Genomic DNA, 19,372 nt, shown 5'->3' with positions numbered 1-19,372 from the left:
AAGCCAACGGCTTCATTGAGCAGCTCAACACCATCGGCTTGAAGGAAGTGCCGATCAGCAACAGCTGCGACCAAATCAAATATAAACGGCTAATTAACGACTGTAACACACACAAATTGCTCGAACTTAAGTACAGTCTCGAACAGGCATACTCAGAGGCCTACACTAAAATGAGGGATGCTCACCTGGCGATCGCCTACCCGCTAACATACAGAGGTTGGAATCCCGCAACAGACTATTCTACAGAACTTACTCAGCTATTTCAGACGCAAAACGTACGGTACCACTCTAAATCTCTCGCAGACTTGAAAAACGCCATAATACAAGAGTGGTGCGGGCAGTTACTGTCAGACTTCATCAACGGAGTGCTTAACGAACTATATCAGCTACGCCAATCACTCCAGGGGATGCCACAAATAGATCAGGTAATACAAATTCAGAAAAACGGAGGTACTTACGCCAGGCGATTGGCCCGTTGCCTAAGGATAATTATCAATAACCGAGGTGCCTATATCGCTCAAGAAGATAAAGAGAGAGCTACCTGGCTTAGAAAGTTAGTATTACAAAAATCTCTAGCGAATTGGTGACCAGCTTGCCTAGTATGAGACTCAACCTTGGCAAAAAGTATGTCTTAATTTATGATTAAACTTTAAAACCCTTACTCTATGGGGCTTCTGTCGTTACTTTATTGTTGTCATATTTTATGTCATAAAAGCTATTTGAAATCGTTCAAAATACAACCTAATAGGTCATAAAACAGCTATCTAAAACACGCCACTGTCACGAGATTTATCTCATTACTTTTTGTCTCGTGAGATTTTACGTTCGTACCAAACAATTAAAATTTGACATGATCATAGCATTTGCCTCAACTTCATCACACTGCCAAATCTCCGCTAACTGCTTAGTCGCCAAATCAACTTCCCAAGGAAAAAGTGGTTTAGTTAAATGTTTAGCAAATGGTCCATCTGTCTCTGTCAGAATACGGTGACGGGGAATTATTGAAGCAAATTCAACTCCTTTTTTAGTACTGAGCATTGCTGGCCCAACTGAAAACCAACAGCCAATATCTATCGCTCTCATTAGTTGGCTTTTTGTCCCAGTAAACCAGTGCAATACAGGGATACCGTCAATACCAGTAAGTTCATTCAATACTTCTACTGCACTGGCACGGCTGTGAATGCTCATGATCCGTCCGCCTGCATGATTAACAGATCTGAGTATATGGCGAAATACCTTCAGCTGAACGTCCCAATGCTCTTTGAAACCACTACTTCCATCGAGTCCTATCTCTCCCACGTACTTAGCTTCCGAAAGTAATGCATCAAAAAGTTCTAACTCATGTGATCTTTGATGTGCGATTTGCGGATGAAGGCCTAAAGCAGTGCGAATTCGATGGTAATTATTTTCAAGCCTCTTACTGCCTTCCCAGGCCCTGGGAGTTGTTGTCACGGATAACACGTAGGTTCCACGATGTTTACACTCCTGAGCCACTTTGAATGGATCGGGATAAAGATCAAGATGGCAATGCATATCTATGCTCACAGGACACATTCTGCTTTCAGGAAGGTTTCTACCTCATCAAGGCCATTCAGAAAGACGGCTTTAAAATCTTGGAATGCCGACACGGGAAGTGGGCCGCTATCTGCAATCCAAGCCCCTGCATTCCTAGTTGTTTTCTGTGTAACAGCAATCCGCATGGCAAGAAGGTCATCTCTTCGATCCGTCTCCTTTAAAACATCAGCTAAGAAATTAAAGGAATATTCTGTATTTTCACTAATGCCTCCGGCATAGAGCGCTGCTCGTCGAATAATGCAAGGCACGCATACACCGCATTGCTGATTCCAACGCTTCCAATGACTACACGAGACCGTATTATCCACTATTTTTGCCAGCAAGAGCTTATTTTGACATTCAGTGACCATCTGACCTTTAGTCTTAAATTGATAGCGATTGACTATTCGGCATGGAATTTCCGCCGCTTCAAAAATCCGTTGGATACTTTCAATAAAATGTGGATGTGTAGTTCGAGTACTCAGAGTACCGATACGTCGTGGCGTCAATGGAGCATTTAGTGAAATAAAGCCATTCTCAGGCACAAAAAGGTCTATTTCCTTTTGTTGGGAAACTGTCTTTACCGCACTGGCGCCGACAGCTGCAAATGCAAGAAAATTGAGGCTACGAGTTCGCATAGTAATATCCGTCTCGCCTGTATACAGGTGAGGATCCGCATTGACCTCAAACCGAGAATATTGCCCGTTAAGCGCAGATGCAATCTGGTCTTGGTGTGTTTTATCTCCCTTATAAGCGTGACTTACGAGCAGTGGAGAGCGACCTTCCTTCAATAGATCAATAACCCCGATGGCGGAATCTAAACCACCAGAGAAAAGGCATACTGAGTCAATGCCTCTTAGGCTCACTAGCTTGAATCGGTCTCGCTTATGATAAGGGTCTGGAGGTGGATAGCCACCAGATTGAAATTCAAAATCCCACATGTCGCCACTTAGGAAGTGTAAAGCTCTCTCCAGTTCCTTTTTCAATGGAAGCCATCTAGCAGGCTCATATAAGGGTAATTGCATTTTGAATATGCGAGTCCAGCCATCTTCTGCATCTGATCTGCGAACAAAGGTATCTGCAGCAGTTACCGCAAGCGCAATCGTCAGGAAGTCCATAGTCTGGCTTGAAATGCGCACTCCTAGACGCTTAACTTTGTCAATGACAGGGTTTCCGATGACTGATATATCGCCACGAATCTGGCCGCTTAATCCATATAGTTGCACCGGTAATACCCCTTCGGATGCTGAAGGCAGTAACTGGTGGTTGTGATGAAATACTAATTGTGTCACAGGTAAGCCTCCCATTCCTTCCATGCGTCAATGATGGACTGACGTTCAATTTGAGTCATTTGCTGACGGCTTAAGCTCCTCACATTACCAGTAAGCCTAGGAGCCATATGCTTGTCGACTACAACTTTTATTAGCTCGCGTAACTCTGTTTCCGCATGCATCGCCTGAGTAGGGGTGTCAGCTTTATTCCATGCTTTGCCTGAGTCCATTACCATCTGTAGGAAGATGCTTTCCGCCAAATAGCTAATCATAGTGTCTGCTATCACATCATCGGTTATGCATTGAGGGTCAAAAGTCTCAACACCGTCGAGCGCCTCGACTAGAGCATAATTCATCGCCGCACGGATCTTTTCAGAATCCCCGTCCTCAGTTATCAGGGCCTGAGAAATAGCAGAAATAGCCAGTTCGCAAGGTAGACCAGCCAAACTTTTAAGATCAACACTGGCTTCGCCAGGGACTGCAGGAATTCCCGTTAAAGCTCCGAAGAGTCCTGCACCAGCTTGAGCGACACTTCCCATTCTTCTAGATGCACTCGTACTGCCGCCGCTGGCTGTACGAGCATAATGTCCAATGGCTTTTCTAAAGTCATCTCGATAACCATTAGACACGGCGCTACCTAGAGTTTGTCGAAAAGGCGCGAACCTGCGCGTCTGTGGTGGAGGCAATGGTTGTTGTGGTTGATCATCCGCCCATGGTGGTACCAGTGGTGAATCGCCCCCAGAGCCAGAGCTAGATTGTGAAGTTCCCATTAAGCGTCCTTATGCCATTTTTCAGTTTTTAGAGAAGCCGCCATCCACGCGGGAGGTTTACCTCCCACATTTAGTTCCTGTAAACATCGAACGAAAACTTTGGCGGCTTCGGCTGAGTGCCGTGCCAAAAGGCACGCTCCTGCAAATCCCTTCGGCTGTTTAGTCCAATCAGTAAACTGTCTAAGGTGACTAATAATCCCTTCCATCACAGGTATCTGCTCTTCAAACGGAAGAGTACTTAAAAGCTTTTCTGCAGTTGGGGAGCTGGTATTTTTCGTATTAACTAAAACACTTAAGATTTCTCTCCCTACTGGGGATAGTCCGACTACATAGGCACCAATAGGCATGGTTTCCCGAGACAGGTAAATTGCAGCCCTTAAATCGACGCCACTGAGGCGGGGTTCAAGTTGGGCCCATTCAAGAATAAAGGACTGAGTCGTTGGATTGTCAGTCCAAGTCTTTGGGGCATCAGCGGGTATCTGATCACTACCTGCTTCCAACTGTTTAAGAAGTTCGGGAGTCCCCTTTTCTGAATCAACTAAACGATAGAAATCGGCCGTCGCTTTCATGCCTACACATCGCTCGAAGATTACTAGCTTTGTGATGATAGCTTCGTCCAAAGGCATTGTACGGCGTCGTGCAATTTGTGAACGCATTTTAACTACATTCAGCAATCGTTTTACGATCCTGGGGTTCCCGTGGATAATGGGTGAGTTAGCCAGAAGTGGCGCTATCCGGTCGGCTCGGGCAAATGCCTTTGCCAATATGCTATCCTCAGACTCACTGGTCAGCATTAGTGCATCTTGACGGGTTATAGGTTCGTCTTTCCAAGATTGCTGCAGGGCATTTTCCAAGCCTTCTCGGAGTTTTTCGAGCTTATCTTTGGGAAGGCGGAGGTCGATGGCATACAGCATGAACAGGTAAGAACGGATCTCTCGCACACCAGCTTTAGGGACTCGAATCGGAACCTGAATCAGTTTGTCTAGGTAGTCTATCTGGTGTCGGTCCGATGCACCTTTAAAGTAATCTGCTACAGAGGCTCTGATCATTTCTTCATCAGCAGCAATAATGAATGCCGTATTTTCTAGGAAGAGGAACAGCCTGATGGCCTCAAGGGTATTGATAGCATTGGTAGGGAGGCAACGATCGAGATTATCTATAACCACAACCAGCGGTTTGCCTAACTCTTCTAAGATCTCCCCATATTCCTTTCGGAAGGCATCAATCTGTTGAGGAGGGCTTTTCTTCGCCTTAGGTTTAAGTAAGCCGCCTGTCTGGCTCTTTACTTCTTTAACCGTCCCCACTAGATTTTCGTATTCATCCTGATCTTGAATACCGTCAGTAAGATTACGTAAGGCACCAACACCTTTAGAAATCAGACCTCCAGTGGGAATCCCTGCAAATATGGCTGTCCCCTCGGCCAATAAACCCATAGCTCTAAACCCATCGACTCGAGCGAGGAGATTTTTAGTTTTTGTTGCAAGGTCTGCATTTCCATCAGCTGCTTTCGTAAGAGCTGTAGCAATAACCTCAAGGAGGGCTGCTCGTGCATCATCATAGCCTTGATACAGCCAAGCATCGAATTTGATAACAACCCAGTCTTTTTGGTCTTGTTGGAGTTTTTTCTCTATCAATTTTAGAAGTGAGGACTTGCCAGCACCCCAGTTACCGAAAACACCAATGGAAACTGGTAACATGTCGTCTGCGGTGAGAATGTCGACAGCGAGCTGTGAGACTTCTCCAAAATTAAGGTAATCCTTATCGGATTCTGTATCTGACCACAAATTATACTACTCCTTGTAATTACTTCTGTTTAGTAGGTTACCGTAAACTATGAAGATTATATATTAACCAGTACACATAACTATATTTATTATTTCAAGACGTTACGGGTCGTGAGTGATTACGTCAAATTCTAGGTTTGCACCTTATTTAATCCTCACAACATTAGGATTAACCTCTTGTAATAATTTGTTTTTATCATTGATGTCTAGCAAGTTAAACATGGCCATCAACTGCATTGTCTGTTCAGCATAGAGTCGATCTAACCGACTATTAGCTTCAATCAATTCGGTCCGATACTTCTCTTTCAAAGTTGCTTCTTTTGCCTTTTCTTTACGAAGTCTGTCTAGTTCAGAAGTTACATTTCGTTTTCTCGAATTGTTAAGGAAGGTGCGAATAAGTCCAGGATGTGAGATCTTCGTGTCGTGACCTGAACCATGGATGAGTAACCGGATGAGCCAGCAGCTGACTTTTGCCGACAGTGAGTTTTCCAGTAAACGCCGCCAGACCCGCAAAGAAGTCTTCCTTGGCAGAATGGATGACTTGCTTCCCTGGGACAAATTACTTGGTGTTATTGAGCCTGTGTATCCCAAGGCTGGTAATGGTCGCAGGCCCTATCTACTGGAAACCATGCTGCGCATTCACTGTATGCAGCAATGGTACAACCTGAGCGATGAGGCCATGGAAGATGCCCTCTATGAAATCGCCTCCATGCGCCAATTTGCTCGCCTGTCACTGGACAAAGCCATTCCAGACCGCACCACTATCATGAATTTCAGGCATTTGCTGGAGCAGCATAAGCTGGCCCGTAAAATCTTCAGTACCGTTAATCACTGGCTGGCAGAGTGTGGCGTTCTAATGACCCAGGGCACCCTGGTAGATGCCACGATAATTCAAGCCCCCAGTTCCACAAAAAACAAACACAACAGCCGCGACGAAGACATGCACCAGGCCAAGAAAGGTAATCAGTGGTACTTCGGCATGAAAGCGCACATCGGGGTAGATGCCAAAAGTGGCCTGACCCACAGCTTGGTGACCACGGCGGCTAACGAACACGACCTCAATCAGGTTGGCAAGTTACTGCATGGCGATGAAGAATTTATCTCAGCCGATGCTGGCTATCAGGGGGCTGAAAAGCGCGATGAGCTCTGCCATGTCAGCGCGGACTGGCTTATCGCCGAGCGTCCCGGCAAGGTGAATGCATTGAAGAAACACCCGCGCAAGAACAAGCTGACCATCCGGTATGAATACCTGAAAGCGAGTATCCGAGCCAAGGTTGAGCATCCATTTCGGATAGTTAAATGTCAGTTTGGTTTTGTCAAAGCCAGGTAGAAGGGACTGGCTAAAAACGACAGTCAGCTGGCGATGTTATTCGCCCTGGCGAACCTGGTTCGAGTGGAGCAATTGATACGGACACAGGCGAGATCTGCCTAAAATGGGGAAATTGGCCTGAAACAGGGCCAAAATCAGCCGCGTAGAGACGATTTTTGGGCTGAAAGTTGGAAAATTGAACCACAGGGCGTTGATAAAGACGGCTTGGGGCGTCATGTAGGAAGAAGCGGACTACTTAATCGCACCTTCCCTAAGTCATATTAATTTGAAAATACAATCACCAAGGTTAAGGGGCGAACAAGTCGCCCCAAGGATAGAGGCTTTATTCCTCATCTACACAAGTAGCGAGGTTTGCTACATCACCAATTTGTCAGTTTATGGGTTTATTTTATGTCAACTTATGGATTTATACTGCCCGTAAATCGCTGTTTTCTTGGCGGTGCTTATGTCAGCTTATGCTTCTAGCGACAGTGGCTCGCCGCATATTTTGCTCCGCACTTTTGGGCAAGACTTATCGGATCAGCCCCATAAACAGAGTTCAGGAAATATCACAATGCAGTTCAGGATGATGTTTGTATGTGTTTTGATGGGAATCTTTCTCTTTGGCAAACCAGCTATGGCCGCAAGCGCTAAGCCCGAGACAGCAGCAGCCACAACTGCGGCGCACAAGCTGAACAGTTTGGATGAGGAGGGTCTGTCGCCACTGATGCGAGCTGTATTGGATGGCCAACTGGACTCGGTAAAGCAGCTGATTGCTCAGGGCGCTGACATCAACCTTGAGAACCCTGCCGGCTGGAATGCGCTGTTGATGTCACCCACTCCTGAGATGGCAAAGCTGCTGATTGAGCAAGGCGCCGATATTCACGCCAGTAGTCAAAATGGTTTCAACTCTCTGCTGGTTGCCGCCAAGTTGGGGGATCTGGCCCTGATCTCTTTTCTGCTTGAGAAAAATATCGATATTAACGCCTCAAACCAATATGGCTGGACGGCTCTGATGGTGGCCGTCGAGTTTGGCCATCAGCAGGCGATCTCTTTGCTGCTGGAGAACGGCGCCAATCTCGAACAAAAGAATAACGGCGGCTGGGGGTTACCGGAGATAGCGGCCCACAATAATCATCTGGATATCTTCAAGTCATTATTGAATAAAACCGGCCAGGTGCTCTCCAAGGAATATGCCGAAGAGATTTCCATCATTGCGCTCAAAAACGGTGCCACAGAGATTTTGGATTACCTGGTAAAACAGCAAAGAGTCGCCCTTGGCAACAAGGAGCAGATGCTCAAGACGGCCGTATCGGCCGGCAGCCTGGCTTCGATTAAGTACCTGGTATCCAAGGGCGCCGACATCAATGCCCTACTGGTAATAAATGCCGAGCGCAGCAGTACACCGCTGATGATATCTGCGAATCGGGGCGACCTGGATATAGTGAAGTATCTTTTGAATAAGGGGGCGAAACTCGAGACCCAGGACACAGACGGAGTGACCGCTCTCGCTTACTCCGTGCGTGATGACAACCTAGAGGTTGTGCGCTATTTGGTGGCCAAGGGCGCCAATTTAAACGTCAAGGGAAGCTATAAAGAGACCCTGCTGCATCAACTCGTGGGCACAGATGATGCCAAAGTCTTTAATTATCTGGTGGAGAGTGGTGCCGACATTAATCAAACCAACGGCTCTGGCAACAGCCCCTTGTATTACGCAGCTTGGTTTGGCCGGCTGGATTATGTCACTACTCTGGTACGCCACGGCGCCAATATCACCAAACAAGATATTGAGAGAGCCGTTATGAGTAGCCAACTGGAAATAACCAGACAATTACTCGACAACGCGCCGCCAGGCCTTCTCACGGCTGAAACCTTGGTTGAGTTATTGTACTCGGCTGCGGGGAAAGAGAGCGTAGAGATGGTCAAACTCCTGGTTGAAAGAGGCGCCGACATTAACGGGCATTCTGGGAGTCGCCAGGAAACCGCTTTAATGGCGGCATCAATGTACCGACACCTGGACACGGTCAAATACCTTATCGGCATCAATGTCGATGTGAATGCCAGAGATAGTGACGGCCGCCCTGCGTTGATGTACGCCGCCAATCCGATTCAAGGAGCAGGTGAAAAAAGCAATCTTGAGGTGGTAAAGGCCTTGGTTGAGTCAAAGGCTGACTTGACCCTGGTCAGCCACTCGGGGGAAACCATGCTGGAGCAGATGGTGAGAACCAGTGATATCCAGGACTTTAACTATGTTTTGAGCAAGCTCGGTGCTGACATACTTCCGCAAGGCCATAAGGCACTTAAGCGTGCTATCAGCTACCAAAAGCAGGAATTTATTGATTCCCTGTCCCAATATGGGATCAAGCCTCCGGTGGAAAAATAACCCACATCATTGCGCTTGAGGAGGCTCTGCTATGCCAGGCCTATGTTCAGCGGTAGGCACTTGTCAAAACCGCCCGCTTGAGTCAGCATCCATTTTGGTTGCAGCCCTGTGTGCTATAGGCGACACAGATAGAGCGGCAACAAAGCCAGAACCGGTCAGTTAAGATACAGGGCGGCTGCGGCAATCTGGTTTGGCCGGAACTCAGGGAGGCATGATGCTTAGAACCATACGCGACTATCTCAGACTACTGCTGTTCTTTGTGGGGGTGCTGGCGGGGATCCAGCTCCCCGGCTTTGTCGATCAATATGGCAAGAGCCTGCAGGCCCACCTGAGCGAGATCCAAACCCAATTGGCCGGGTTTCAGCGCGATGCCGACCGTTTCTTCGGTGGCGATCTGGATAAACTTATCGCCCACTATGTGACCAACAAAGATCCGGTATTTACCTCCGGCGGCGACAAGCTCAACGCCATGGTAGAACGCCGCTCCGAGTTGCAGCAGGCCTTGGCCGACTTCCGCGAGAGTCTCTACAGCCCCTACCTGCAACTGGCGTTTGCGCCACAGGCGGATATCCGCCGCGAAGTGTGGGACAACTACAGCCACAATATTCTGCTCAAGGGCGATGCCATTGCCATTGGCCTACTCAGTGGCTTGCTGCTCGCAGCCTCGGCCGAACTGCTGCTCAGCTTATGCTGGCTGGCGTTGCGAACGCTGTTTCGGCGCCGGCCGGCTGCCGCCTGATTGCCCCTGTAGAATGTCTGTGTTTGTCCATTCCATTAACGGCTATGATGGTTTGTAATTCCAACTGAAAGGACAAATACCATGATTGCACAAGGTCAAACTCTGCCGGATGCCACTCTGAGCCAACTAGGTAAAGAGGGCATGATCAACCACAAGGTTAAGGAACTGTTTGCCGGCAAGAAGGCCGTGCTATTTGCTGTTCCCGGTGCCTTTACCCCCACCTGCTCCGAGGCTCACCTGCCGGGTTATGTGGTGCTGGCCGATGAACTCAAGGCCAAGGGCGTCGATATCATTGCCTGTGTGTCGGTCAACGATGCCTTTGTGATGAAAGCCTGGGGTGAAACCCAAAACGCCGGTGAGATCATGATGTTGGCCGATGGCGATGGTGCCTTCACCAAGGCGCTGGGGCTGGAAATGGACACTGGCGCCTTCGGAGGCTTACGCTCGCAGCGCTATGCCATGGTGATAGACGATGGCGTGGTTTCTTTGTTGAATGTGGAAGCGCCCAAGACTTTCGAAGTCAGCAAGGCCGAAACCATACTGGCGAGCCTCTAATAGCGACTCAGGCGGCTTTAATGCCGAGATTCTGTTCTATCTCGGCGACACCTGCAGCCACCTGAGAGGCGATTGCCTGCCCCTGCTCTGAGGCGGTGATCGCCTGGCTGCGCAGCTGTTCCATGGCGCTGGAGAAGGATTGCAGATGCGCCAGCTGTGACTGGGCATACTCAGTACCCTGCTGAGTCCCACTCGCCATGGCAAAAGCCTGCTGTCTCACCTCCTGCGCCAGCTGTTTCAGGCTCTCGGCTCTCTGTCTCTGCCTGTCGGTCGCCTCGGCTATGCCATCCATACTCTGCCCCAGACTCTTGTTGGCATTGGTAAGCCGATTGAGAATGGCACCTATCTCATCGAGCGAGCTCTGGGTGCGACTGGAAAGGCTGCGCACCTCATCGGCCACCACGGCAAAGCCTCGGCCCTGCTCACCGGCACGGGCGGCTTCTATGGCGGCATTGAGCGCCAACAGATTAGTCTGCCCGGCGATATTGCCTATCACGTCGATGATTCCCGCCACAGCCGCCACTGAATCATCCAGACTGGCAAGCGCTTGATGACACTCGGCAACGGCGGTGCGGGTTGAATCTGTGGCCTCCAGCATCTGCTGCGCTTCGAGTTCACTCTGGTGCATCTGTTCGGCGGTATTGCCGGCACGGGAGGCCAGCGCAGCTGAGCTGTCACTCACCAGTCCGGCCAATTCACTGAGCTCCAGCGTTTGCTGCCGAGCCTGATCCACCACTTGTTGGGTCTCACGGGTACTACCGGCCATTTCACTGATTTTTTGCACCAGGGCCGATAGGCTTTGGGAGATACGCGCCAATTGCTGCCGCTGCTGTTCATCCTCTGACTCGAAACGATTCAGCAGAGCATTAAAATGGGCGGCTATCTGGCCGGTTTCACAGCGACGACTGATATTGAGGCGCTCGCGGGTATTGGACTCACTCAGCTGACTGAAGGCGGTGTTGAGCAGCTGCAACGGCTTCACCACCCTGAGCTGCTGCAAAATCAAATAAGCCACGGCAAATAAGGCCAGCACCCCCAAAGCCAGATAGAGCCAAAGCTGCAGCTCGTGTTTGAGCTTGTCGGTACGCCGTTGCTGCTCAGCGGCCATGGTCAGCAAGTTCTGCTGCAACTTGTGCATATCGGCGCGCAGCGCATCCTGCATCTGACGGTTATCCAACAGTTGCTGCTCGGTATTGGTCACTTCCTTGGCGTAGCGACTGCTGAGACTCAGAAGTTCGGCGCGGTAGCTCTCGCCTATCTCCTCGCGCTCGGGTTCATCGTCACCCAGGGCAAATTCATCGGCCTCTACTGTGCGATAGAGACCAAGTAGTGGCAAGGCGCTGAGTCTGTCATGCCAGTCGGCCAACTGGGTTATGGTGCTGTCGAGGTAAGGCTTGAGTCTTTGCTCCCGTCCGAGCAGGTAATCCTGGGTCAGCTGTGACAACTGGTAAACCAGCGGCGGAAGCTCCCGACTGAGCTGCAGGTATTCATGCGCCACTTGCGGCGCCGTTGCCAGCCCTTGATCGCCGTAATCCGCCAGGCGCTTGTTGTTGTCCAACATTTCGGTTTCGGCATGGGCCAACAGCTGCCTGGGATTTCCGGCCAACTTGCCGGCGGCGCGGTATTTGCCATCCAGAGCCGTCACCAATTGCGCCAGCTCCTGTGCCAGCTGTGAATCTACCGGCAAACGGTCATGAATATCATTGAGCTGGGCTCTGGCCTGCTCCAATCGCCCGGCATCGCCACTGGCGAGATACTTATCCAGATTGGCACGGATATCCACCAAAAATTCTTGCTGCAAGCCTTGCAGCGTCTGGCTCTGCAGTTCTGCCTCTTGTCTCTGTTCACTGCTCCAGAGCACCAGTGAGGCGAGCAAGGCCGCCAACAAGAGCAACAACGCCGAAGCGCCGAGAGAAAGGGTGGAAATCTTCATGGCAAACTGCGCCCAATTGATTGAACTGAGAGCAGTTTATGACTGGAGCATGACAGTTGAATGACAATCGGCCATAAAGCGTATGGCGTGTTAATCTCTTGGCAACCACACCTGAGCGTGCAGCCCACCCTGAGGGCGATTGCTGAGAATGACCTTGCCCTGATGCCTGTCTATGATGCGTTTGATGATCGCCAGTCCCAACCCTGAGCCGACGCTGCCGCGGGCACTGTCACCTTGGGTAAAGGGCTGGAACAGCTTGGGGATCTGGCTCTCGGCAATACCCGGGCCATTGTCTTCCACACTAAAACCTATGCGGTGTTTTTCCACTTGGGAAGCGATACGGATCCAGCCGCGGCCATAGCGGAAGGCGTTTTCCACCAGATTGCCGATCACCCGCTTGATGGCCAGGCTCTGCATCGGCACTTCGGGGCACTCGGCCAGTACCAGCTCTATTTCACCGACTCTGTTGCTCTCAGCCTGGGCCACTTCGCGGATTAAACGGTTGATCTGTTCCGGCTCGCGAATGCTCTCCTGATCCTGGCGGATATAGGCGATAAACTGATTGATAATGGCATCCATGTCTTCAATGTCTTTGACGATGCCCTCCTGCAGGTAGGCATCGTCGTCCACCATCATCTCGGAAGCCAGCCGAATTCGGGTCAGGGGTGTTCTAAGGTCGTGGGAAATCCCCGCCATCAGCAGCGCCCTGTCCTGCTCCAGCTGTTTCATACTCTGGGACATACGGTTGAAGGCATTGGTCACTTCGACGAGCTCACTGGAGCCGGTCAGCGGCAGCGGGTCAGGGAAATTGCCTCTGGAAACTGAGATAGCCGCCTTTTGCAGCCGCCGCAGCGGCCGGTTCTGTTGCCGGGCAAACCACCAGCCACCGGCGACACTCAAGGCGCCTATCACCAACAGATAGAGGTTAAGGGGCGACAGGGCATTTTCGTTCCAGCCATTGAGGGGAACCTTGATCCAGATGGAGGGAGCCTGAGGCGGGCGGATCCAGATCTGCAGCAGATTGCTCTGTGCAATACGCACTTCGGCCGGGCCACCGAGATATTCCGACATCTGGGCTGAGAGGAAACCATAGTAGGTCGCCCGCTCGATACCGGCTTCCCTGGCCTGTTTCTGGTTATAGACATGCATGCCATCGTCGCGCACCTTGGCATTGAGGGCGTCCACTATGGTGAGGTGTTCACGGCCCACCTCGACCCCATCGACAAACAACAGATTGATCTGGCGGGCGATAAGCTGGTTGATCTGCTGATAACTGGGCTTAATGAAATAAACTGTCACAGTCAAATAGGAGACCAGCTGATTGATCAGCAGCAGACAGCCTATCAGCATGACCGTTTGGCTGAAGGCACTCCTGGGCAACAGGCGTTGCCACCAGCGCAGCTTCATTTACGGGCGGCACCATCTGGCACAAACACGTACCCCAGTCCCCAAACCGTTTGGATATAGCGCGGGTTGGCGGGATCCTTTTCAATCAGCCGCCTAAGCCGAGAAACCTGAACGTCGATAGAGCGCTCCAACGCCGAATAGTCGCGGCCACGGGCCAGATTCATCAGCTTGTCGCGGGACAAGGGCTCCCTGGGGTGGGTCACCAACACCTTGAGCACGGCAAATTCACCACTGGTGAGGGCGATGGACTCTTCATTGTGGTACATCTCGCGGGTAGCCAGGTTGAGGCTGAACTCGCCGAAACTGACCATCTCTTCCTGCTGCGAAGGCGCGCCGGGGATCTCCTGCACCTGACGGCGCATTACCGCCTTGATACGTGCCAGTAATTCTCTGGGGTTGAAGGGTTTTGGCAGATAGTCATCGGCGCCAAGCTCCAGGCCTATGATGCGGTCGACTTCATCGCCCTTGGCGGTCAGCATCACTATCGGCAGTGGGTTGCCCTGTTGTCGCAGGCGGCGACAGATGGACAGGCCATCTTCTCCCGGCAACATAAGGTCAAGCACCAGCAGGTGAAAGTTCTCCCGCTCCAGCAAGCGATCCATCTGCTCGGCATTGGCGGCGCTGCGTACCTGATAGCCTTGTTCCATCAGATAGCGCTCCAGCAAGGCCCGCAGCCTCATATCATCATCGACAACCAGAATCTTGGAGGTTTCTTGTCCCATGGGCTATTCCTCGAGTGCCAAGCCTGAAACTTGCACAATAGTATCTGAAAAAGTGGCCAAATATCTTAAATTTAGCCATTTTGATACCAAAAATCACCCGAGACTTTGTAACAGTAGTTGATCTTCTGTTGCACCTCAGTGAGAACGGGCCAAATCGGCGGCCGTGAGGCTGACCCCTTTGATCTGGGCGAAGAGCGACATGCCGGGCTTCAACGCCAGCTCCTCAAGGGCCCAGCGGGTAATATTGGCCCACAGCGGCATACCCGCCAGCCTCAGTCTTAGCTGCACATAGTCGCGGCTGTCGACCCGGCTCACCTCTTCCAGGGTTACCGGCAGGATGTTGCGAATACTACTGCCGCTCGGCACCTGCAGGCACACAGAGACCTGGTTGCTGTGAACCCGCACCCGTATCGGCTTATCCTGTTTGGGTAACAGTTCATTGACCCACAAGCTGTTGCCATCGGCGAGTTGCAAACGTGTCATGGCATATTCGGGATGACTCTCGGCCACAGTGGCATGCAGCAAGGAGCTTTGTTCCTGGGCACTGAGCCAGGGTCTCAGCTCGTCACTGTCCCACACCTGTTCCAGCGGGCCACTGAGGACACAGCGGCCCTTGTCCAGCACCAGCATCTGATCCGCCAGTTGCAGGATCTCATCCAGACTGTGGCTGACATAGATAATCGGCAGCTTAAGTTCGGCGGTGAGCCTCTGTAAGTAGGGCAACAGCTCGCGCTTGCGCGGCAAGTCGAGCGATGCCAGCGGTTCATCCATCAAAAGGATCTCTGGGCGGGTCAGCAAGGCCCGGCCTATGGCGACCCGCTGCTTTTCCCCGCCGGAAAGAGTGAAGGGAAAACGGTCGAGCAGTTTCTCCAGCCCCAAGAGTTGTACCACGGTATCAAACTCGCGACTGTCTTTATCCTTGCGGCCATAGTTGAGATTGCCGCGCACCCGATAGTGGGGAAACAACCTGGCATCCTGAAACACAAAGCCGGCGTTACGCCGCTCAGGCGGCAGATTGATCTTCTTCTCTTTATGAAACAGCCAGCGCTCTCCCAAGCGGATCTCACCGGCATCCGGCGTTGCCAGGCCGCCGAGAATATTGACCAGCGAGGTCTTGCCGGCGCCCGAGCGGCCAAAGACGGCGCTGACCCCGGAGAGGGGTAATTCTGTGTCAACATCCAGCAGGGTTTGCCCCAGCTGTTGCCTGATAGCGATTTTCAGCATTGTCCCAGCGTCCTCTGTTGCGCCCGCTTGCTGAGCCATTGGGAAGCGATCAGCGAGGCCAGTGAAATCAATATCGCAATCACACACAGCCTGGCGGCCTCGGCCTCGGCGCCCGGGGTCTCGATAAAGGAGTACATGGCCAAGGGAATGGTGCGGGTTTCACCTGGTATATTGGAAACAAAGGTAATGGTGGAACCGAACTCCCCGAGGCTGCGGGCAAAGGCCAGCACCATGCCCGAGACTATGCCGGGTGCGGTCAGCGGCAAGCTAATGGTGAAGAAGACCTTGAGCCGGCCGGCGCCCAAGGTGCGCGCCGCCTGCTCCAGACGCACATCCACCCCTTCGAGCGCCTGACGAATGGCACGAACCATTAACGGGAATGACACCACCGCAGCTGCCAGTGCGGCGCCGCGCCAGCTGAAACTAAAGCTGAAGCCAAAAGTGTCATAGAGCCAGCCACCGAGAAAACCGCTGCGGCCCATGGAGACCAGCAACAAATACCCTATGACCACAGGTGGCAGCACCAGTGGCAGATGGATCAGGCTATCGAGCACAGACTTGCCGGGGAACTCCAGCCGCGCCAGCACCCAGGCACACAAAATGCCGAGCGGCAGGCTGCAGAGCACGGCCACAGTGGACACCTTGAGACTGAGCAGCAAGGCGGCCACTTCATAGTCGGTCAACAAGCTCAAAGTCAGGATCTCAGTTTACGCCGAAGCCGTATTTGGCAAATACCGCCTTGGCAGCGTCGGACTGCAGGAATTGATAGAAACCTTCGGCGCCTTTGCTGCGCTCTTTACCCACCAGCGCCATGGGATAGCTGATTGGTTTGTGAGTCTCTTGGGGGAATACCGCCAGCTGTTTTACCCCTTTGGCCACTTTGGCATCTGTGGAATAGACAATCCCCAGAGATGACTCGCCACGTTCGACCAACGCCAAGGCGCCGCGAACACTATTGGCTCTGGCAAGCAGAGGTTCGGCCTGTTGCCACAAAGCTAAATTTTCCAGCGCTTGCTTGGCATAGCGACCGGCCGGCACATGATCAGGATCGCCAACCGCCATCCGGCTGTTACCCAATGCCTGTTTGAGATCCCAGGAAGCCGAGATTTCAACCTGGTTCAGCGCACTGCTTTTCGGCGCAATCAGCACCAGCGTGTTACGCAGCAGAGTAACCCGGCTGCCGGCGTCGATGGCCTTGTTTTCATCGAGATAGTCCATCCATTTCTGGTTGGCCGACAGAAACAGCTCGGCGGGCGCACCTTGGGCAATCTGGCGTGCCAGCGTCGAAGAGGAAGCAAAAGAGAACACGGTTTCAGTGTCATGCTTGCTGTCATATTCGGCGCCCAGTTCATTCATGGCATTGGTGAGTGAGGCGGCGGCAAAAACGGTAACTTTTTCCTTGGCACTGACGTTAAAGGCCAACAACAGCCCCAGAGCCAGGCTCAGGGCAGGACGGAACAGGGACTTCATAACGACTCCTTGATGAGATATATGCACTATTTGACACTGCCAACGTTATATACATAGTTATATAACGATAAGCAAGCCTGTGATCGTCAGTGAGTGATCCCTGTGGTCTTTATCCGCACAATAAGGGAGAATAACCCCGACACTGATAAGGAATATGCCATGGATCTCAAAGCCCTGTTGACTCTCAACAATGCCGATAAACTGTTTGCCAATCCCAAACGAATTGCGCTGTTGAAGCAGATACGCATTACCGGCTCCATCAGCCAGGGAGCCAAACAGGCGGGCATCAGTTACAAGGCGGCCTGGGATGCGGTCAACGACATGAATCTGCAAGCCCCTCAGCCAGTGATCAGCAGTGAAAAGGGTGGTAAAGGCGGTGGCGGCGCCAAGTTGACCGAGTTTGGTGAGCGTCTGCTGAAGCTCTACGAACTGATGGATCAGATGCAGGACATGGTGCTCAAGGCGCTGTTGGATGCGGCCGTTCCCATGGATAACCTGCTGGATCTGATGGCACACTTCTCGCTCAAGACCAGCGCCCGCAATCAACTGGCCGGTGAAGTTATTGCGCTCAAGGATGATTCTCTCAATGACAATGTCAGGGTCAAGTTGGCCGGTGGACAGGAGATAGATGCCGCCATCACCCATGCCAGCACTGACAAACTGGGGTTGCATATCGGCAAGAAGGTATTGCTGCTGTTCAAGGCTCCCGCCGTCAGCATCCACTCGCTGCAGCAGCCCCTCAGCAGTGGCAACCGCCTCAAAGGCCAGTTGTTGCAAATCAAACGCGATACCCAGCGCAGCGAAATTACCCTGGATATCGGCGGCAACGACCGCCTCTACGCTTCGGTATGTAACGACAGCATTGAGGGCTTGCCATTGGCTCTGGGCGATCATCTACAAGCCTGCTTCGAGCCGGGGCAGACACTCATCGCCTGTGTTAAATGACAAACAAAGGCATCCTGTTTATCCCATTGGCAAGAAGGCGCACTTGCAAGCACGCCTGAGTTCTGTAAATCTTCTGCATTATTGGCATCGGCGCCTGGCGCCATCAGCAGTTGACCGAATAAATCGATGAAAGCCCATTTGATTACCCGTAAGGGCTGGGAAGCCCTGGATAAAGAACTCAAATATCTGTGGAAGGAATACCGCCCCGAGATAACCCTAAAAGTGCAAGAGGCCGCGGCCCAGGGCGATCGCTCCGAAAACGCAGATTACACCTACAACAAACGCTTGTTGCGGCAGATAGATCGCCGAATCCGCTATCTGGTTAAACGCTTGGAAGAGTTGAAGATTGTTGACTACTCACCGCAGCAGGAAGGAAAGGTGTTCTTCGGTGCTTGGGTCGAACTGGAAAATGACCAGGGCACTGTGGTGCGCTACCGGATTGTCGGCAAGGACGAGATAGACACCAAGAAAGGCTATATCACTATAGATTCCCCTATGGCCAGGGCCCTCATAGGTAAACAGGTTGACGATGAAGTTCAGGTGCAAACGCCATCAGGGGTCAAAGAGTGGTACATCAATGTGATCCAATACCAAGCGTTTGAAACAGAAACGCCAGAATAATCTCAATTTAACATTTTGTTATTGATAAAAATCCCTTGAAAAGGGTAGACTCCACCTGTTTGGCTCGAAGATGTGCAGGGAGATGCCTGCCGGGCCAGATTATTCAGCTTTCAACAAAGGAACAAGGAAGTGCAGACTCTCAGCAAATCCGATAAGAGTTATGGCGTAGCCGTGTGTCTTTCAGGCATTTTCGGCATCTTGGGCATACATCACTTTTACTGTGGCCGTATACTCCATGGCCTGTTCGATCTCGGTCTGGCAATAGTAGGTATTACGCTTATTTCAACCGACGAACCTACGTTGGTATTCACTGGAATAGCGGTGCTTGCAGTCGATATTATCCACACTGTGATAGTCACTTTTATGTTACTGGTGGGAAGCTACAAAGATGGGCAGGGTAAGCTGATCACTTACCCGGGACAAAAGTTAACTTAAGGACAAACAATGACAATCGAAAATGAGCAACTGAGCGACAAGGGTTTCGTTCCTACTCTGCTGCTGTGCTTCTTCCTGGGTGGCTTCGGCGTACACCGTTTTTACACCGGCAAAATCGGCACCGGTCTGCTGATGTTGGTGACTCTGGGTGGCCTGGGTATCTGGACTCTGATCGACTTCGTTCGTATCGCCATCGGTAGTTTCCGTGACTCCGAAGGCCGACTGATCAAGTCAGCCTGATCCCTGAATG

General features: G+C 51.5%; 18 protein-coding genes and 1 pseudogene. 9 read left to right on the top strand and 10 right to left on the bottom strand.

Annotated features, from left to right (window positions below; genetic code table 11):
* Positions 1-587, top strand: a 587-nt coding sequence (locus tag ON072_RS13910) for a hypothetical protein (RefSeq protein WP_274626074.1), incomplete at its 5' end; no start/stop codon positions are given.
* 232 nt (positions 588-819) lie between these two features.
* Here the strand turns inward: ON072_RS13910 and qatD are convergent.
* From qatD to ON072_RS13890, 4 genes are all read right to left on the bottom strand, one after another.
* The gene (gene qatD / locus ON072_RS13905) at positions 820-1,545 is read right to left on the bottom strand and encodes a Qat anti-phage system TatD family nuclease QatD (RefSeq protein WP_208170391.1); all 726 of its coding nucleotides are present in this window, start codon (positions 1,543-1,545) and stop codon (positions 820-822) included.
* The gene (gene qatC, locus ON072_RS13900) at positions 1,542-2,846 is read right to left on the bottom strand and encodes a Qat anti-phage system QueC-like protein QatC (RefSeq protein ID WP_208170390.1); all 1,305 of its coding nucleotides are present in this window, start codon (positions 2,844-2,846) and stop codon (positions 1,542-1,544) included. The genes qatD and qatC overlap by 4 nt, the downstream gene beginning before the upstream one ends.
* Complete coding sequence (locus ON072_RS13895) at positions 2,843-3,454, bottom strand: hypothetical protein (RefSeq protein ID WP_274626073.1); 612 nt, start codon at positions 3,452-3,454, stop codon at positions 2,843-2,845. The genes qatC and ON072_RS13895 overlap by 4 nt, the downstream gene beginning before the upstream one ends.
* A gap of 140 nt (positions 3,455-3,594) precedes the next feature.
* Positions 3,595-5,379: a P-loop NTPase fold protein gene (locus ON072_RS13890; RefSeq protein WP_274626072.1), complete on the bottom strand. Its 1,785-nt coding sequence runs from the start codon at positions 5,377-5,379 to the stop codon at positions 3,595-3,597.
* A gap of 451 nt (positions 5,380-5,830) precedes the next feature.
* On the opposite strand from ON072_RS13890, the pseudogene ON072_RS13885 reads away from it, so the two are divergent.
* The 4 genes and pseudogenes from ON072_RS13885 (at position 5,831) to ON072_RS13870 (ending at position 10,365) form a co-directional block, all read left to right on the top strand.
* Positions 5,831-6,811 (top strand): annotated as a pseudogene (locus ON072_RS13885) (IS5 family transposase).
* 514 nt (positions 6,812-7,325) lie between these two features.
* A complete protein-coding gene (locus ON072_RS13880; protein WP_208161782.1) occupies positions 7,326-9,071 on the top strand; it encodes an ankyrin repeat domain-containing protein in 1,746 nt (581 codons plus the stop codon).
* A gap of 211 nt (positions 9,072-9,282) precedes the next feature.
* Positions 9,283-9,810: a DUF2937 family protein gene (locus ON072_RS13875; protein WP_240905009.1), complete on the top strand. Its 528-nt coding sequence runs from the start codon at positions 9,283-9,285 to the stop codon at positions 9,808-9,810.
* 81 nt (positions 9,811-9,891) lie between these two features.
* Entirely contained in the window at positions 9,892-10,365 is a 474-nt protein-coding gene (locus ON072_RS13870; protein WP_144128665.1) for a peroxiredoxin, read from the top strand.
* Positions 10,366-10,372: 7 nt separating this feature from the next.
* On the opposite strand, the gene ON072_RS13865 is transcribed toward ON072_RS13870, so the two are convergent.
* The 6 genes from ON072_RS13865 to modA form a co-directional block, all read right to left on the bottom strand.
* On the bottom strand, positions 10,373-12,298 hold the full coding sequence (locus ON072_RS13865) for a methyl-accepting chemotaxis protein (RefSeq protein ID WP_101058675.1): 1,926 nt from the start codon (positions 12,296-12,298) through the stop codon (positions 10,373-10,375).
* 90 nt (positions 12,299-12,388) lie between these two features.
* Positions 12,389-13,705, bottom strand: coding sequence for a two-component system sensor histidine kinase EnvZ (gene envZ, locus ON072_RS13860; protein ID WP_044733425.1), 1,317 nt, complete (start codon positions 13,703-13,705; stop codon positions 12,389-12,391).
* Positions 13,702-14,427: an osmolarity response regulator transcription factor OmpR gene (gene ompR / locus ON072_RS13855; protein ID WP_025010803.1), complete on the bottom strand. Its 726-nt coding sequence runs from the start codon at positions 14,425-14,427 to the stop codon at positions 13,702-13,704. The genes envZ and ompR overlap by 4 nt, the downstream gene beginning before the upstream one ends.
* A 135-nt stretch (positions 14,428-14,562) precedes the next feature.
* Positions 14,563-15,651 (bottom strand): molybdenum ABC transporter ATP-binding protein ModC, encoded by a 1,089-nt coding sequence (modC, locus tag ON072_RS13850; RefSeq protein ID WP_144128663.1) that lies wholly within the window; start codon positions 15,649-15,651, stop codon positions 14,563-14,565.
* Positions 15,645-16,337, bottom strand: coding sequence for a molybdate ABC transporter permease subunit (gene modB, locus ON072_RS13845; protein ID WP_028780857.1), 693 nt, complete (start codon positions 16,335-16,337; stop codon positions 15,645-15,647). The genes modC and modB overlap by 7 nt, the downstream gene beginning before the upstream one ends.
* A 16-nt stretch (positions 16,338-16,353) precedes the next feature.
* On the bottom strand, positions 16,354-17,121 hold the full coding sequence (gene modA / locus ON072_RS13840; protein ID WP_261753258.1) for a molybdate ABC transporter substrate-binding protein: 768 nt from the start codon (positions 17,119-17,121) through the stop codon (positions 16,354-16,356).
* A 159-nt stretch (positions 17,122-17,280) separates the two neighbouring features.
* Between modA and ON072_RS13835 the strand changes: the two genes are divergently transcribed.
* The 4 genes from ON072_RS13835 to ON072_RS13820 all read left to right on the top strand — a co-directional run bounded on the left by ON072_RS13835 (position 17,281) and on the right by ON072_RS13820 (position 19,362).
* Positions 17,281-18,066: a TOBE domain-containing protein gene (locus ON072_RS13835; RefSeq protein ID WP_096142411.1), complete on the top strand. Its 786-nt coding sequence runs from the start codon at positions 17,281-17,283 to the stop codon at positions 18,064-18,066.
* A 126-nt stretch (positions 18,067-18,192) separates the two neighbouring features.
* On the top strand, positions 18,193-18,687 hold the full coding sequence (gene greB / locus ON072_RS13830; protein ID WP_025888206.1) for a transcription elongation factor GreB: 495 nt from the start codon (positions 18,193-18,195) through the stop codon (positions 18,685-18,687).
* Positions 18,688-18,816: 129 nt separating this feature from the next.
* Positions 18,817-19,122, top strand: coding sequence for an NINE protein (locus ON072_RS13825; RefSeq protein ID WP_025888205.1), 306 nt, complete (start codon positions 18,817-18,819; stop codon positions 19,120-19,122).
* 9 nt (positions 19,123-19,131) lie between these two features.
* On the top strand, positions 19,132-19,362 hold the full coding sequence (locus ON072_RS13820; protein WP_025010807.1) for a TM2 domain-containing protein: 231 nt from the start codon (positions 19,132-19,134) through the stop codon (positions 19,360-19,362).
* The last annotated feature ends 10 nt before the right edge of the window (positions 19,363-19,372 follow it).

Source organism: Shewanella sp. K8 (genome assembly GCF_028823715.1).
Taxonomy (GTDB): Bacteria; Pseudomonadota; Gammaproteobacteria; order Enterobacterales; family Shewanellaceae; genus Shewanella; species Shewanella algae.
This window is presented reverse-complemented; position numbering and strand designations above follow the sequence as displayed.

What these genes read in the sequence shown, in the direction of transcription:
- ompR (WP_025010803.1), bottom strand. Translation starts at nt 14,427, where the DNA reads ATGGGACAAGAAACCTCCAAGATTCTGGTTGTCGATGATGATATGAGG.
- ON072_RS13870 (WP_144128665.1), top strand. Translation starts at nt 9,892, where the DNA reads ATGATTGCACAAGGTCAAACTCTGCCGGATGCCACTCTGAGCCAACTA.
- ON072_RS13880 (WP_208161782.1), top strand. Translation starts at nt 7,326, where the DNA reads ATGGCCGCAAGCGCTAAGCCCGAGACAGCAGCAGCCACAACTGCGGCG.
- ON072_RS13820 (WP_025010807.1), top strand. Translation starts at nt 19,132, where the DNA reads ATGACAATCGAAAATGAGCAACTGAGCGACAAGGGTTTCGTTCCTACT.
- modA (WP_261753258.1), bottom strand. Translation starts at nt 17,121, where the DNA reads ATGAAGTCCCTGTTCCGTCCTGCCCTGAGCCTGGCTCTGGGGCTGTTG.
- envZ (WP_044733425.1), bottom strand. Translation starts at nt 13,705, where the DNA reads ATGAAGCTGCGCTGGTGGCAACGCCTGTTGCCCAGGAGTGCCTTCAGC.
- ON072_RS13865 (WP_101058675.1), bottom strand. Translation starts at nt 12,298, where the DNA reads ATGAAGATTTCCACCCTTTCTCTCGGCGCTTCGGCGTTGTTGCTCTTG.
- greB (WP_025888206.1), top strand. Translation starts at nt 18,193, where the DNA reads ATGAAAGCCCATTTGATTACCCGTAAGGGCTGGGAAGCCCTGGATAAA.
- ON072_RS13875 (WP_240905009.1), top strand. Translation starts at nt 9,283, where the DNA reads ATGATGCTTAGAACCATACGCGACTATCTCAGACTACTGCTGTTCTTT.
- modC (WP_144128663.1), bottom strand. Translation starts at nt 15,651, where the DNA reads ATGCTGAAAATCGCTATCAGGCAACAGCTGGGGCAAACCCTGCTGGAT.
- ON072_RS13835 (WP_096142411.1), top strand. Translation starts at nt 17,281, where the DNA reads ATGGATCTCAAAGCCCTGTTGACTCTCAACAATGCCGATAAACTGTTT.